The 15,482-nt window shown below is 61.2% G+C and carries 13 protein-coding genes and 1 riboswitch; of the genes, 7 read left to right on the top strand and 6 right to left on the bottom strand.

Annotation, left to right across the window (positions count from 1 at the left end):
• Both AB5758_RS03715 and AB5758_RS03710 read left to right on the top strand, forming a co-directional pair.
• Positions 1-913 (top strand): ATP-binding protein (locus AB5758_RS03715; protein WP_368155377.1); only part of this gene is annotated, 913 nt, incomplete at its 5' end.
• A gap of 455 nt (positions 914-1,368) precedes the next feature.
• Complete coding sequence (locus tag AB5758_RS03710) at positions 1,369-2,103, top strand: 3'-5' exonuclease (protein WP_346976721.1); 735 nt, start codon at positions 1,369-1,371, stop codon at positions 2,101-2,103.
• Positions 2,104-2,144: 41 nt separating this feature from the next.
• Here AB5758_RS03710 and AB5758_RS03705 read toward each other — a convergent pair whose 3' ends face one another.
• The 5 genes from AB5758_RS03705 to AB5758_RS03685 form a co-directional block, all read right to left on the bottom strand.
• Positions 2,145-3,380: a hypothetical protein gene (locus AB5758_RS03705; protein ID WP_196025278.1), complete on the bottom strand. Its 1,236-nt coding sequence runs from the start codon at positions 3,378-3,380 to the stop codon at positions 2,145-2,147.
• Between the two features lie 182 nt (positions 3,381-3,562).
• Positions 3,563-5,377: a hypothetical protein gene (locus AB5758_RS03700; protein WP_196025277.1), complete on the bottom strand. Its 1,815-nt coding sequence runs from the start codon at positions 5,375-5,377 to the stop codon at positions 3,563-3,565.
• The gene (locus tag AB5758_RS03695) at positions 5,374-6,126 is read right to left on the bottom strand and encodes a hypothetical protein (protein ID WP_196025276.1); all 753 of its coding nucleotides are present in this window, start codon (positions 6,124-6,126) and stop codon (positions 5,374-5,376) included. The genes AB5758_RS03700 and AB5758_RS03695 overlap by 4 nt, the downstream gene beginning before the upstream one ends.
• An 8-nt stretch (positions 6,127-6,134) precedes the next feature.
• Positions 6,135-6,225: riboswitch (SAM riboswitch) on the bottom strand.
• 118 nt (positions 6,226-6,343) lie between these two features.
• Positions 6,344-7,330: a hypothetical protein gene (locus AB5758_RS03690; protein WP_368141253.1), complete on the bottom strand. Its 987-nt coding sequence runs from the start codon at positions 7,328-7,330 to the stop codon at positions 6,344-6,346.
• Between the two features lie 123 nt (positions 7,331-7,453).
• Positions 7,454-8,137: a helix-turn-helix transcriptional regulator gene (locus AB5758_RS03685; protein WP_368155375.1), complete on the bottom strand. Its 684-nt coding sequence runs from the start codon at positions 8,135-8,137 to the stop codon at positions 7,454-7,456.
• Between the two features lie 247 nt (positions 8,138-8,384).
• On the opposite strand from AB5758_RS03685, the gene dpaL reads away from it, so the two are divergent.
• The 5 genes from dpaL to hydA all read left to right on the top strand — a co-directional run bounded on the left by dpaL (position 8,385) and on the right by hydA (position 14,604).
• The gene (gene dpaL / locus AB5758_RS03680) at positions 8,385-9,599 is read left to right on the top strand and encodes a diaminopropionate ammonia-lyase (protein ID WP_138113034.1); all 1,215 of its coding nucleotides are present in this window, start codon (positions 8,385-8,387) and stop codon (positions 9,597-9,599) included.
• Positions 9,600-9,673: 74 nt separating this feature from the next.
• Positions 9,674-11,059: a YgeY family selenium metabolism-linked hydrolase gene (locus AB5758_RS03675; protein ID WP_195246774.1), complete on the top strand. Its 1,386-nt coding sequence runs from the start codon at positions 9,674-9,676 to the stop codon at positions 11,057-11,059.
• 201 nt (positions 11,060-11,260) lie between these two features.
• Positions 11,261-12,463 carry a knotted carbamoyltransferase YgeW gene (ygeW, locus tag AB5758_RS03670; RefSeq protein ID WP_055287465.1) on the top strand — a complete coding sequence of 401 codons (1,203 nt, stop codon included), beginning with the start codon at positions 11,261-11,263 and terminating at the stop codon, positions 12,461-12,463.
• A gap of 150 nt (positions 12,464-12,613) precedes the next feature.
• The gene (locus AB5758_RS03665; protein WP_195246772.1) at positions 12,614-13,228 is read left to right on the top strand and encodes a nucleotidyltransferase family protein; all 615 of its coding nucleotides are present in this window, start codon (positions 12,614-12,616) and stop codon (positions 13,226-13,228) included.
• An 8-nt stretch (positions 13,229-13,236) separates the two neighbouring features.
• Positions 13,237-14,604 (top strand): dihydropyrimidinase, encoded by a 1,368-nt coding sequence (gene hydA / locus AB5758_RS03660; RefSeq protein WP_368141251.1) that lies wholly within the window; start codon positions 13,237-13,239, stop codon positions 14,602-14,604.
• 109 nt (positions 14,605-14,713) lie between these two features.
• On the opposite strand, the gene yqeC is transcribed toward hydA, so the two are convergent.
• A complete protein-coding gene (gene yqeC, locus AB5758_RS03655; protein WP_196025271.1) occupies positions 14,714-15,448 on the bottom strand; it encodes a selenium cofactor biosynthesis protein YqeC in 735 nt (244 codons plus the stop codon).
• Positions 15,449-15,482 lie beyond the last annotated feature (34 nt).

Here is a 15,482-nt window from a genome sequence, read left to right as displayed (position 1 = left end):
GGGTAGGATCGCCCGTCTGTCAATGCGCCCCATGGCCCTGTGTGAGTCGGGCGACGGCGAGCCGCTCGTGTCACTGGCAAGCCTCTTTAAGGGCGAGGATTTTGCCCCTCAGCGTCGCGAGAGCACGGTGGATGACGTCGCCCGCTGGTGCTGCAGGGGCGGTTGGCCTGCAAATCTTGGGCTTTCGGAAGATCTTGCGCGAGAGACGGCAAGCCAGTACGTGCACTCGGTGCTCGACGTCAACGTGCTGGACGAGGGCATGTCGCCCGAGCTTGCACACGGCCTTTTGCGAGCTCTTGCCATGAACGAGAGCCAGGCTGTCACGTACAAGACGCTCGTAAAGGACGCCTCGTACGGTGAGGCGGGCCCCGACGAGAGGACCATCGCTGCGTACTTGGACCTCTTCAACAGGCTCAAGCTGACCGAGGACCTGTGCGGATGGGAGCCGCCCATGCGCTCGAAGGCCCGCGTTCGCGTGCGCCCCAAGCGCTACTTCTGTGACCCGTCACTTGCGGCGGCGTTGCTGGGGGCTACCCCTGAGCGGCTGCTTGGCGATATGCAAACGCTGGGGATGCTCTTTGAGAATCTCGTCCTGCGCGACGTGCGCGTGTTCCTTTCCACCTACGGCGGTGTCGACAACAGTGTCCATTATTTCCGAGATGAGAAGGGCCTTGAGGTCGATCTGATCGTTGAGCACGACGGGCGCTGGGGAGCCATCGAGGTCAAGCTGAGTGATGCGAAAGCAGACGATGGAGCGAGAAATCTCAAGGCGCTGGAGAGGAAAGTGCTCTCCAATCCTGCCGCCCAGAATGCCGCGCCGGCGTTTTTGGCGGTCGTGGTTGGAAAGGGGAGCATTGCCTACACACGCGACGACGGCGTGGCGGTGATTCCCATGGCGGCACTTGGGGCGTAGTGGTTTTGCGGGCGTGCCGTGCTTCCTTTACCGAAAATCCATTTGGTAAACCAGATGCTCGCGGATAGAATAAAGTTGACGGCAGCCCAAGGGTGATAGCTGGGCAGCGCCGTTGCTTGGTCAAGAGGTCAGTGCCTTAATGGCAGCGACTTGTTATGCTTCGAATGCTGCTTGAGTGCCTCGGAAAGTTCGATAAGCGCCGTGAAGAGCGAGACCAAAGCAACCAAGAGCTCTACGAGCTCTGATGGGCCCGGGATGACCGCTGATTCAAGTCACCGGGCCTAAATCTTTTTCATGCATTTGAATAGAGCGGGCAACTCTCTTGGGGCCGTCTGCATGGCGTGTGCCTGGCGCATGGTATTGCGCCCAGCTTTCATGTCCGCGCGGCCACCTATCCTTACGGCAATGTAGCCGCTTATGTAACAAGCGGCAAGCAACGGAGAAAGGCCCTAACCGTGTCAGCTGAAAAGACGCCGTGTATCTCGGCTATCGATACGACGAACTTTGCGTGCCAGATTGTGCTGGACTTTGAGTTTGCGCCGGTGCCAAAGCAGCGCCAGCGCCGTGGGCTGCGCAACGAGATTATCGAGGTCGGCGCCGTCAAGCTCGACTATCACGGCAACGTTATGGGCGAGTTTTCGCAGTGTGTGCAGACGGAATTTACCGAAGGCGTTGCGTTCCCTGTCCGCGAGCTTACGGGGATATCGGCCGTGGACACCGCGATGGCCGATCCGCTCTACGTGGTGATCAAAAGGCTCTGCGATTGGATCGGTCGCTACTCCGCCCAGATAGTTTGCTGGAGCGGGGCGGATCGTCGACAGCTTTTGACCGAGTGCCAGGCAAAGCACATTGATCTTTCCGCATTTCCTACGGACTGGGCCGACCTGCAGGCGTTTTACACCTCGATCATGGACGTGGGCAGCCACGGGTGCGTCTCTTTGAGTGACGCGGCGACGTGGCTTGGCATCGAGTTCGACGAGCCGACGGGTCACGCCCACAGCGCCCTTGCCGATGCGCGCGTGACCGCCAAGCTGCTCAAGCAGGTGATGGACGGGGACTACCGCGTGAGCCCGCGCGCCCAGGAAGTCCGCCAGCGGTGGGGGATGGGCGAGCGAGCTCAGACGCGCCTTTCTAGCAAGTGCCCCGAGCTGGGCGACCTGCTGCTGAAGCTGAAGGCGGCGGGAAGGTAGGGGCGTTAGCTGTCTGCATGGCGCGTGCCTGTCGCGTATCGTTACTCTTCCTGCTGCTTGGCAGGCAAGATGTAGACGTTCTCGGCGTCCACGGCGATCTGCGCGGGGCGGTTGTAGAGGGTGTCGATCTCCTTTACGCTCTGCTTGAACGGCGTGACGTCGGGCGTCTTTGCCTGATGGAGCTTTTCGAGGAGTTTCTCGGATTGCTTGTCGTTGAACTTTCCGATGCTCTCTCCTGCGCCTTCGAGCGCCTCGTCGATGAGTGTATGGTCGCCCACGGGGGTCTTTGCGATGGCGTGACCGAGCAATTTGCCCGCGGACGCGATACCGCCCAGCAGTGCCGCATCGACGGTGTCGACAGCCCCCGCTTCGAGTGCGTTGTAGCAGTCGGTGTAGAGCTCGCGGTACGCGATCGAATCAGCCTCGATTTTCGCAGTGGCGTCCGCGAGCTTTGCGGGCTCGAAGTTCTGGGCGAGCATGGGTTCGAGGAACAGCGAGAACGCGTGGATGTAGGTGGCGAGCTGGCAGTCTTTGAGGTAGTCGAGCACCTTGTCGAGGCGTCTGCCCAAGCCGTCTCGCACCTCGATGAACCCTTTCTTTTTCAGATCCGCCTGTGCCTGCGAGCGGAAGAGTTCCATGTCCTGCGCGGACGACTGCTTGATGTCGAGCACCTTCATATGGGCGTTTGCCATGTAGGTGGCGTTGCCGTAGTTGAGGCCGTAACCGTTGAGGATGTCTGCGAGCGTCTTGAGGTTGCCACGCATGTTGGCCTTGTCGCGCTGACGCATGTACTCGAACATTTCGTCGACGGACTCCTGGATGGAGTCGAGCTTTTGGTTTATCTGCGCGATTGCGGCTGCCATGAATAGCGATGTTGGATCGTAAGGCACCTGCGTGACGCTCGTGGCGATGTCGCCCTCGACTACGTGGAAGCGCGCCTGCCCAAGGCCCTTGGCGGCGTCGCGGTAGCCCCCTGTGAGACCGCTGCCGTCCTTGAACGTGTTGAGTTTCGACGGATCGAGCGGGCTACCATATTTGTCAGTCGCCTGGAGCAGCGTGGGCACACTCACCGTGTTGGTGACGGTGCGAAACATCGAGCGGAGCGAGGCGAACGCCACGCCGAGTTGGGGAATTCGCTCGAGCGGTAGCTTGATGGCGCCGGAGACGTCCACCCGCTTCTGAGTGAGCGCGAGGTGGATTTTGGTCGATGCGAGCTGTTTTGCCACGAGCTCCTCTCGGCCGTCGTTCGCCGAGGGTTTGGTCTCGTTGTCTGCCATAGCGCGCTCCTTGCTTACGTTGATAGTCGTGGGCATTATCTCATCGCCTGGTGGCTTGCTAGAGCGGGGTAGAGGCCGAGCGTCTGGCGAAACTCGTTAACTGATTGCATTTCAGCGGATTGGGTTGATTATAAGAGAAGGACGGCTATCCATCTGCCCTTCCCAGTTGAGTTCGCTTTGAGCTACTGTTCGTGCCTATGCTGCTTGGGCTCAAGCCTTCTCGCTGCCGTGAAGCAGGCCGTGGCCGCCATGGCCAATGCGATGCTGGCCATCCAAGTGGAGTCGCCGGTTGCAGCGAGCTTTGGTTCATCGGCTGTCGTGCGTCCCGACTTTTTTGTAGCCGCCTCGTCGGCGTCCTTTTCAGGAGTGGCAGGATCACTTTTGTTGTCGCCGGGTGAATCTACGTCGGTCTTTCCGCCCGCCTGCTCCCCTTGGGCCTTCCCCTCCACGGTGAAGGACGCATCGGTCGCCGTCCCGTCCTTCCAGACGGCCGTGACGGTGTGTCCGCCGCCGGCGAGCGTGTCCAGGTAGGACGGCCTGAGCTCGATAATCGTGCTGCCCCTGGTTGCGGTGTAGTTCTCGGCGGAGACCTCAGTTCCGTCCACGAGGAGACGCGTGAACTCATCGAGAGGACCGCTGAAGCGGAAGGTCAGACCGGCCTCGCCGTCCTTTGCATACGCCTGCCCGTCGCCCTTGGTGGCGGCATACAGCGGAGCGGTCACGTCGAAGGTGACGTCCCCCGCGTCGTCGACATCAAAGGTCTGAACGCCGGTCTTGCCGTTACGCTCGGCGTAGGCGGAGCTGTAGACGAAGGTCTCGTGGCCCGTCTTGTCGAGGACCGCGAGGGCTTGGATTTCAAACGAGCCCATCGAGAGCGACGTGGGGAACTCGATTTCGATATAGCCCCTTGCCGCATCGTAGCTGCAGCTCAACGTTTTGCGGGTCTTTAAAGAGTTCGGGTCCTCGACATAGCCGGGGTCGCCGAGGATCGGGGAGACAGACCTTACGCCGTCCGCGTCGCCTACATTGCAATAGATACGGAGGATCCCGCCGACGGGGACCCTCTTCGCGGAGATGGAAACGTTCGAGACCGTGGGCGGGTTCCGGTCGATCGCGCTGCCGGTCACCTCGAAGCACAGCTCGCTCGGGTCGCCAACCGAGAAAGTCGCGCCCGAAATGCCGTTGGCCCTGGCGTAGGAACTCTCGTACACATCGGTCTCGAACCCTAGGCCATCGGTGACCGAAAGGCCGATCAGCCTGTGCCTTCCGATCCTATTGCTGTCGAATGTGAGGTCAAACCCGTCGATAGACGAGCCTCCGTGATAATAGGCTGACGAAACAGAGCAGCCGTCGTCCGAATTCTCCCAGCCCTGCCGCAGTATGGGGGAAACGGAGCGAACGCCGTCGGCATCGGAGACGGTCCAAGAGATGTGGAAGTCGGCACCGGTTGCGACCTCCCTGCTCGAGAGCGACACGGAGGACACGGTCGGCGGGTTTTGGTCCTCGGGTCCCTCGGTCACCTCATACTCGAGGGGGTCGGTGGTGAAGGTCGGACAGTCGAGCCCCTTCTCCTCGGCATACGTCGTGTCGTAGACATCGGTAACCCATCCAAGACTATCGGTCACGCCGAGGCCGATGATCCGGTACCTGCAGGGCCGGTCGCTCGGGGAGGTGGAGATATCGAAGCCCGCGGTCGTGTTGCCGGTCGACGAGAAGGCGAGACGGGAACTGATTCCATGGTCTCCGGTATCGTTTTCGACAAGGACTTCGACTATGGGCGTGACGGACCGTACCCCGTCAGGGTCATCGACGCTATAGCCGACATGCAGCGTGGAGCCGGCCGTGACTGTCGTCGCGGATATCGTCACGTTGGAGATGCTGGGCGGGTTCGGGTCCGACGCGGCTAGGGCGGTTGAGGGCAAAGCAAGCGCTACGGTGGCGGACAGCGAGGCGAGCAGGCTAAGCGCGAAGCGCCTGGAGAATTTCAAGGAGGTCATTGGTGGTGCCGATCTTCCATAATTGTTGCAGCGATACCAGTATATCTTTGGCCCATGCTAGCCAGATGTTCTTTCCGCGAACGGCTCGTTAGTTTAGAGACGGCATATGGACGCCTGTCTCGTCCACGTTTCTCGTAAGGGCGATTATAAGGACATGAAGAGACTTTCTCGGAACAATCAATTGGGGATATCAAAGAAATGCTGGACGCCTCCTGATCGCTCAATGCCTTTGAGGTGAAATGCGGCGCATCGGCTACGTTGTTGAGATCATTTATCGAGCGATACGTCATTCCAGCTGAGGCCACCGTCATGAGGCTTCTGTTCCTACACCCCCCCGCAATCCCGCGCGCGGCACCCAACAGCGCGTACTCCCTCTCGCTCCACTGGCACAGCTCGGCAGTCTCGACGGCGTCGCGACACAGGTCCAGAAACACCTCAGCTCCCTCGCAGAAGCACTCGCGGGCAAAGTCACCCGAACCGCTTGCGACGCACGTGCCGTCGGCAAACAGCTTCCAGCTAGACAGCTCGCGCGAGTCGTCTCCAAGCAGCTTGATCTGCAGTACGTGCGGGTCGCCGGCGGTGTAGAGCTCTTTCTCGAGCGCCTGCACGGTAAAGCGCATCTGGTGGGGGAGACTGCTCTTGACCATGGCCGAGGCATAGCCGTTCGGCTTGTCCAGAAGATGCATTCGTTTTGGCTTGGCGGCTAGGTTGTGGAAGTTGCGCTCACTGCGCACAGAGAAATTGTCCATACGGACTCCTTTCATCGATGTTGGCAGGGCCACCGTGCCTCTTGGCCGGTTGGCGTCGGGATCGTGGAGCCAACTCTCTACCCCGACTCTGGATAAAACGCGCCCGCTGCTTGCGGGCACGATGGAGTCTATCAGCACGCGCGGACAAAGATCAACCCCGTGCGGCAATGAGCGCACGGGGTTGATCTGGTCTACGACCCTCAATTTTTGGCATTTGTTATTCGTCGTCTCCGTCGTTGGGATCGCCCTTGAGGGTGTTGATGTCCAGGTACTGGTTATCGTCCTCTTTTTGCTGGGTCTCCGACTCCGCTTGGGTGGGGCCGCGGAACAGCTGGAATCCCTCAAACGCAATGACGCCGAGCAGGGCAATGATAATGGCGATAAAGGCAACCTTGACTGCCTGCGGAAATTCCGAGAAACGCAGCGCCTTTTCCTCGGCGTAATAATCGGCGAAGCGCTCTTCGCCCGTGCTTTTGGTATATGCCGGCGCGGACGCGGCCTCCGGGCCATATTCCGGTGCAGGCGTGGCAGCGTACTGATCGTTGAGATAATCGCTCGATGCGGTGCCATAATCCTCGGTCTCGATGCGACCGGTGCCAGCATAGCCATCGGAATAATCGGAATATGCCGCACCGCCCTCATAGTCCGCGGCGCTCGTGTTGGCGGCAAAAAGCGGGTTAACTGGAACATCGAGCGCCGGCATGCCGGTAGAGGTCTCATCCAGATCGGTTGCAGCCCAGGAATCATGGCCAACCTGATGGGCAACGGGCTCATCGAGCCGTGTGACCGGAGGCTTGCGTGCCGCAGGAACGGGCAACTGCTGGGCGCTGTACATAACGGTGCTGTCGGCCGATTTGCCCTGCGTCGCCGCAGCGAGAAATGCCGCCGTCTCGGACGGGTCGCTTGCGGGGCGGGGAGCGGTCGTGGGCGCCGAAGTGGGTGCGGGCGTAGGCGCGGGCGTCGAAACAGGCGACTGCGCAGGAGTCGGCGCAGATGCGGACTTAGGTGCAAGTGCGGGATTGGGGCTTGACGGGCGAGCCCCGCCGCCCATGAGTTCGTCGGCGGTCCACGGGCGATCATCCATCACGTCGTCAAGGCTCAGCGAAAACAGGTCGTCTTTACCCTCATCGAACATGCGGTGCACATGTCCACCAATTGCCGGAATCAATCCGCGACCGGTGCATGATGCCTTGCTCAACGCCATTCTGTTCCATCCTTTCGAAATACTAATGACATCGATTATATGGAACTTCCCAAGCTGCTCGGTCTTGGATTCGTGCTTTCCAGAACTCGCGCCCAAAAGGGGAGGGGCAATCCAGGCGAGCGCTTACTTGTCGCCGGCCGCCGCCTTGGCCTCATTGAGGTAGCTATAGAAGCTGTACTTGGAGATGCCAAAGAACTCGCAGGCGCGCTCGCTCGACTTGGAAATGAGGAAGGCACCGCGACGGTCGAGGTAGCCAATGGCACGAATGCGCTCGTCTTTGGTCATGAGTGCCGCGGGCTTGCCCACAAACTGCTCGCACTCGTGCAGCAGGTCCTCGAGCAGGTCGCCGATGTTCTTGGTAATGGGCTCGGGCTCGGTATAGCCCGTGCCGCCGGTGCCGGTAAAGGCATCGAGCGAACGCTCAAAAGCCTTCATAAGCGTAATGTCAAAGTTGATGCCCAAAATGCCGACGGGCTTGCCCTCGTCGTTGCGGATAAAGATGGTAGAGGACTTGAGCAGCTTGCCATCGGCGGTTTTGGTGAGGTATGGCTCGCGGTCGTGCACGTCGGTGGTGCCATCGTGCATGGACTCAAGCACAATATGGCTGGGACCGTCACCCAGTTTGCGCCCGCTGACGTGGCCGTTTTCGATCACTACGATGGAGTGGTCCACGTCCTCGGTCTCCAGATCGTGGACGACGACTTCGCAGTTGGGGCCAAACTGGAGCGCCAGACCGTGTGCGAGGCGCTTGTAAAACTCAATCTGTGACGGGGTCATGGGTGCCTTCCTAAAAATTAGTTTGGGCATACTTTGCCATAAACCACACCTGTTCGCAAATAACGAAAGCGTTGCTGCGTTATGTAACCGTTCGTCGGCGAAAAGGTACCGATTACGGCAACAAACAATTTGTTAGGTTTGCCAATCAAAAAGTGTGATAGAACAGTGCTAACAAACTTTTTGTTTGGCATCCACATAAAAGTTCAGTCGCATGAATGGGAATGGGCTGAAACGCGTATGCGGGGGCCGGCAAGAGAGGACTTAAGGAGTTCACCGTATGGCCGATAAGATCCAGTGGGCGGGCAACACGATGCCCAAGAGCGATGACAAGCACTTGGGAATCATGAGCCTCGACCACGTGAAGAAGGCCCGTGCCTTCCACCAGTCGTTCCCCCAGTACACCGTCACTCCGCTTGCCCGCCTGGACGGCCAGGCCGCGCGCCTGGGCCTGTCCAACCTGTGCGTTAAGGACGAGAGCTATCGCTTTGGCCTCAACGCCTTTAAGGTCCTGGGCGGCTCGTTTGCCATGGCCAACTACATTGCCGACGAGACCGGCAAGGACGTTGCCGAGTGCACCTTCGATTACCTGACCTCCGATCAGCTTGCCAAGGACTTTGGCCAGGCCACCTTCTTTACCGCCACCGACGGCAACCATGGCCGCGGCGTGGCATGGGCTGCCAACAGGCTCGGCCAGAAGGCCGTCGTGCACATGCCCAAGGGTTCCACCAAGCCCCGCTTCGATAACATCGCCGCCGAGGGCGCCACGGTGACCATCGAAGAGGTCAACTACGACGAGTGCGTGCGCATGGCCGCCGCCGAGGCCGACGCCTGCGAGCGCGGCGTCATCGTTCAGGACACCGCCTGGGAGGGCTACGAGAAGATCCCGTCCTGGATCATGGAGGGTTACGGCACCATGGCTTCCGAGGCTGCCGAGCAGCTGCGCGAGATGGCCATCAACCGCCCGACGCACGTGTTTGTCCAGGCTGGCGTGGGTTCGCTCGCCGGCGCCGTGGTGGGCTACTTCACCAACCTGTATCCCGATAACCCGCCCACCTTCGTCGTGGTCGAGTGCGCTCCGGCCGCCTGCCTGTACAAGGGCGCTGCCGCCGGCGACGGCGACCCGCGCATCGTGGACGGCGACATGCCCTCCATCATGGCCGGCCTGTGCTGTGGCGAGCCCAATATCCTGGGCTGGGATATCCTGCGCAACCACGCTACCGCCTTCGTGTCCTGCCCCGACTGGGTCACCGCTCGCGGCATGCGCACCCTAGGCGCCCCCGAGAAGGGCGACCCGCGCGTCATCTCCGGCGAGTCCGGCGCTGTGACCACCGGCCTGGTCGAGACCCTCATGCTCGATCCCGAGTACGCCGAGCTCAAGGAGCTCATCGGCCTGGACAAGACGAGCTCCGTGCTCTGCTTCTCCACCGAGGGCGACACCGATCCCGACCAGTATCGCCGCATTGTTTGGGAAGGCGAATATCCCACTTGCTAATCGTTGGGGCGGAGTAAATAGGTATCGCTCCGCCACCTCACAGGTAGATTCCTTCGTTTGAAAGGTTATGAACAATGGCTAAAGAACTCGATTTCGACGCTATCAAGGCTGCTGCTGAGTCCCACCGTGCTGATATGACGCGTTTTCTTCGCGCAATGATTAGCCATCCCTCTGAGTCCTGCGAGGAGGGTGAGGTTGTTGCCTGCATCAAGGCCGAGATGGAGAGCCTTGGCTATGACGAGGTCAAGGTCGACGGCCTGGGCAACGTCATGGGCTTTATGGGCGAGGGCGACAAGATTATCGCCATCGACTCCCACATCGACACCGTCGGCATCGGCAACATTGAGAACTGGGACGCCGATCCCTATGAGGGCTACGAGACCGACGAGATCATCTACGGCCGCGGCGGCTCTGACCAGGAGGGCGGCATGGCTTCCGCTACCTACGCTGCCAAGATGATGAAGGACATGGGCCTCATCCCCGAGGGTTACAAGATCATGGTCGTCGGCACCGTCCAGGAAGAGGACTGCGACGGCATGTGCTGGCAGTACATCTACAACAAGGACGGCATTAAGCCCGAGTTCGTCATTTCCACCGAGCCCACCGACGGCGGCATCTATCGCGGTCACCGCGGCCGCATGGAGATCCGCGTCGACGTTCACGGCACCTCCTGCCACGGCTCTGCTCCCGACCGCGGCGACAACGCCATCTACAAGATGGCCGACATCATCGCCGACGTCCGCGCCCTCAACAACAACGGCTGCGACGAGTCGACCGACATCAAGGGCCTCGTCAAGATGCTCGACCCCAAATACAACCCCGAGCACTACGAGGATGCCCGCTTCCTGGGCCGCGGCACCTGCACCGTCAGCCAGATCTTCTACACCAGCCCCAGTCGCTGCGCCGTGGCCGATTCCTGCGCCATCTCCATCGACCGTCGCATGACCGCCGGCGAGACCTGGGAGTCCTGCCTGGACGAGATCCGCAACCTGCCGGCCGCCAAGAAGTACGGCGACGACGTGAAGGTCTCCATGTACATGTACGACCGTCCGTCCTGGACCGGCGAGGTCTACGAGACCGAGGCTTACTTCCCCACGTGGATCAACAAGGAGACCGCTCCGCACGTCAAGGCCCTCGTCGACGCCCACAAGGCCATGTTCGGTGACGAGCGCATCGGCTGCGAGCCCAGCATGGACAAGCGCACCGGTCGCCCGCTGTGCGACAAGTGGACCTTCTCCACGAACTGCGTTTCCATCCAGGGCCGCTACGGCATCCCCTGCGTGGGCTTTGGCCCGGGTGCCGAGTCTCAGGCTCACGCTCCCAACGAGGTCACCTACAAGGACGACCTGGTCACCGCTGCCGCCATGTATGTGGCTGCCCTGAACCTCTACGATCCGAGTCAGGCCGATGGCGATGCCACCGTGTTCCGCGCCGGTCTGACCAACAACAAGATCGACTAGTCCCATTCCTCGATCTTGTTGAGCCGGGGACAGTTTATGCCCCCGGCGCCTTCTATTGACTTGGGGCCCGCGGTCGTTATCTCCCATGCTTCCTCAACGGTAGCGGGTCCTCGTCATAACGCTCTGCATGTTCTAGCCACACGCGCATGCCGGAGCACATCTACTCATTGCGATCGTTTCATCTTTAGAAAGGACATTTACATGGACGCCAAGTTTACCGAGCTCGTCGAGCAGCTGAACGGCCTCGATTTTAAGGGTATGTACGGCAGCGACTTCCTGCACACCTGGGACAAGACCACCGATGAGCTCAAGGCGCTCTACATCGTCGCCGACGCCCTGCGCGAGCTGCGCGAGAACAACGTCTCGTCCAAGATCTTCGACTCGGGTCTGGCCGTCTCTCTGTTCCGCGACAACTCCACCCGTACGCGGTTCTCCTTCTCTAAGGCCGCCAACCTGCTCGGCCTTGAGCTGCAGGACCTGGACGAGAAGAAGTCCCAGATCGCTCACGGCGAGACCGTCCGCGAGACCGCTACCATGATTTCCTTCATGGCCGACGTCATCGGCATCCGCGACGACATGTACATCGGCAAGGGAGACGCCTACATGGCCGAGGTCTCCGAGTCTGTCCAGCAGGCCTACGAGGACGGCGTTCTGGATCATCGTCCCACGCTCATCTCCCTGCAGTCCGATTCCGACCACCCCACGCAGTCCTCTGCCGACATGCTCTACCTCATCAACGAGTTTGGTGGCCTCGAGAACCTCAAGGGCAAGAAGGTTGCCGTCACCTGGGCCTATTCGCCCTCTTACGGCAAGCCGCTGTCCTGCCCGCAGTCGCTGATCAGCCTGCTGCCCCGCTTTGGCATGGACGTCACCCTGGCTCACCCCGAGGGCTACGACCTCATGCCCGAGGTCGTCGAGCGCGCCAAGGGCTATGCCGCCGAGTCCGGCACCACCTTTAAGCAGGTCAACACCATGGCCGAGGCCTTCGAGGGCGCCGACATCGTGATTCCCAAGAGCTGGGCTCCGTTTGCCGCCATGGAGAAGCGTACCAACCTGTACGCCGAGGGCGACGACGCCGGCATCGCAGCGCTCGAGAAGGAGCTGCTCGCCCAGAACGCCACCCATCAGGACTGGTGCTCCACGACCGAGCTCATGGAGAAGACTGCCAACGGCCAGGACACCATCTTTATGCACCCGCTGCCCGCCGACATCTCCGGTGTCTCCTGCGAGCACGGCGAGGTTAACGCCGACGTCTTCGACATGCACCGCGTGGGCATGTACAAGGAGGCCAGCTACAAGCCGTACGCCATCGCTGCCATGATGTTCCTGCAGAAGGTTGCCGATCCCGCCGCTACCCTCAAGGCCCTCGACGAGCGCAACACCGCCCGTTGGCTCCAGGCCTAAAGCCGGGCTGAGGTAAGCCATGTAAAGGGGGCGCTCTGCCAACTGGCGGGGTGCCCCTATTTTGCATCGCGGGCGTGCGGGATAAGCGCTTTCGATGTGGATGCCCGCAGCGCGAGTTATGGGTACGATGGTTTCAGGGGAGGTATCACCATGAAACTTGGATGCGTCATTATGGCTTCGGGCGAGGCCAAGCGGTTTGGCTCCAACAAGATGCTCGCCGATATCTATGGCGAGCCGCTGATTGCCCGGACCATCGATTCGGTTCCCCGGGGCTTTGACGTTGTGGTTTCGACGCGTTGGCCCGAGGTCGCCCAGATTTGCGAGGACAAGCATTGCCCGTGCGTGCTGCACGATGGCGAGCTGCGCAGCGAAAGCGTCCGTGCGGGCCTTTCGTGGGGAGTCGAACGCAACTGGAAAGGTTGCCTCTTTTTACCGGGCGACCAGCCGCTCGTGAGTTCGGATTCTTTTGAGGCTATGGTTCGTGCATTTGACGAGCGTGGCCGCAAACATCCGGTGCGTCTTGCGTGTAACGGTGAGCCTTCGAGCCCGGTGCTCTTTCCGGCGGAACTGTTCGATGCACTTATGTGTCTTGAGGGCAAGGACGGCGGGGGCTCGATTCTCAAAGGTCGCACCGACGTGGTGCTGGTCGAGGCGCGTGCCTACGAGCTGTGGGACGTCGATACCGTCAAGGGACAGCGACGCATAACGGAGCATATTGCCGCCTGCTCGTATTTTGATCGCGTGGCCAACTGTATTAATCAATAAGGAGCAACATGATCATCATCAAAAACGGCGCGCTCGTGACGCCCCAGGGGCTTCGCCGCGCCGATCTTGCCATGGAGGGCGATAAGATCGTGCGGATCGCCGCAGCGATTGAGCCGGGCGCCGACGATACCGTCGAGGACGCCGCGGGCTGCTGGGTGTTTCCCGGCTTTATCGACGGCCACACGCACATGCAGTGCTGGACTGGCATGGATTGGACAGCCGATAGCTTTGAGACCGGCACGCGCGCGGCTGCCTGCGGCGGCACGACGACCATTGTGGACTACGCGACGGCCGATCGCGGCGTGACCATGCCCGATGCCTTGGCCGAGTGGCATCGCCGCGCCGACGGAACCTGTACGGCCAACTACGCTTTTCATATGGCACTCGCCGAGTGGAATGAGCGCAACCGCGCCGATCTTTCGGCCATGCGCGAGGCGGGCGTGTCGTCGTTCAAGACCTACTTTGCCTATGACCACCTTCGCTTGGACGATGCCGAGACGCTCGAGGTGCTCGAGGAGCTCAAGCGTATTGGCGGCATACTGTGCGTGCATTGCGAGAACGGTACGCTGGTGAATGAGCTGCAGAAGCGCGTGTACGAGCAGGGGATTCATGGGCCCGAGGGGCATGCGCTCAGCCGCCCGGACGTGTGTGAGGCCGAAGCCGTGAGCCGCCTGCTGTATCTGGCGCACCTGGCCGGCGACGCCCCGGTCAACGTGGTGCACCTTTCGACCAAGTTGGGGCTCGGGGCCATTCGTGCTGCCAAAGCGCGCGGGCAGAAGAATATCTATGTCGAGACCTGCCCCCAATATCTGATGCTTGACGACACCTGCTATCTGGAGCAGGGCGAGGACGGCTTTGCGGGCGCCAAGTACGTGATGAGCCCGCCGCTGCGCCATGCCGGTGACCGTGCGGCACTGCGCGAGGCGCTTGTGGCCGGCGAGATCGATACGATTGCGACCGATCATTGCAGCTTTAACCTGCACGGGCAAAAGGACCGCGGGCGCGACGATTTCCGCGCGATTCCCAACGGCGGGCCCGGCGTGGAGCATCGTCCCGTCGCGATTGCCACGAGCTTTGAGGGACAGCTGGGACCCGAGGACCTCTGCCGCTTGATGAGCGAGAACCCGGCGCGCGTGTTTGGCATGTACCCGCGCAAGGGCTGTCTTGCCGAGGGTGCCGATGCCGACGTGTGCGTGTGGGATCCTTGCGCGCGTTGGACGATCAGCGCCGCGACGCAGCATCAGGCCGTGGACTACACGCCGCTCGAGGGCTTTGAGGCACATGGCCGCGCCAAGGTCGTGTTTGTGAACGGCGTGCTGGTGGCACGCGACGGCGAGCCCACTGGAGCCCAACCCGGCCGCTACGTCCCCCGCTAGCAGCAAAGATGCCGTGTCCCCTCCTCAGTTGCGGTGAAATACGGACTGTTTGCGGCCGTCGGGCGGCCAAACAGTCCGTATTTCACCGCAACTGAGGAGATGGGGCCGGCTACTTGAGGCTGCTGGCGACGACGGGGTGGTCGAGAGCTGCCTCGAAGCGGTCGGCCATCGTGGGGTCGCTGAGCGTGTCGACTTGGTTGAGCATGATGCGGGCATTGTTGAGGTTCAGCATCCGCAGCTCGGCATTGAGCACCTGGGCGACGCGCTCTGGGGTGGCAGTGTCGGTGAGCTCGCAGCCGCAACGCTCGCAAAAGAGCTCGGGGCGGTGGACAACCTCGGCGACGGGTTTGCCCAGTCCCGAGGCGCCGACGACCCAGACAACGTTTGCCGTGGCGGCGGGAATTACCGGCTCCCAGGCGGCATGCGCCTTGAGCGGGAGTCGCTTGCTACCGTCTGCCTCGGCCAACACATAGTCAAAGCGCTGTGCCAGCTCGCCGAGTGGCTCGGCGGGGGCGGAGAGCTTGCCTGTCTCCGGGTCCAAGATGCCTGCCTGGCAGATGCCTCCGCGTGCAAGCCCCGCGCAGGCCTCGCAGGTGCAGCCTGGGGCGTGTGGGGCACCTGGCTTCCAAGGCGCGGCGTCCAGGCGACGATTCGACCCGTCCCATGGCACGCCGGCAACGGGAAGCATATGCGTGGTGGTGCAGAGGAGCACGCGGCCGCCAGCGCGCATGAGCTCAAGACCCAGCGTTTTGAGCAACGTCGACTTGCCGCCGCTGCCGATAATCGCGGTAATGCCCGGCTCGATCCTGAGCGCCGAGGCAAGATTGCCGCTAACCGTTTCCATCTGTTCACCGCCGTATAATACTGTGATAATAAAT

The sequence above is a fragment of the Collinsella aerofaciens genome, assembly GCF_040926405.1.
Taxonomy (GTDB): domain Bacteria; phylum Actinomycetota; class Coriobacteriia; order Coriobacteriales; family Coriobacteriaceae; genus Collinsella.
Note: the sequence above shows the minus strand (reverse complement) of the source record. Positions and strands in the feature narration are given on the sequence as shown.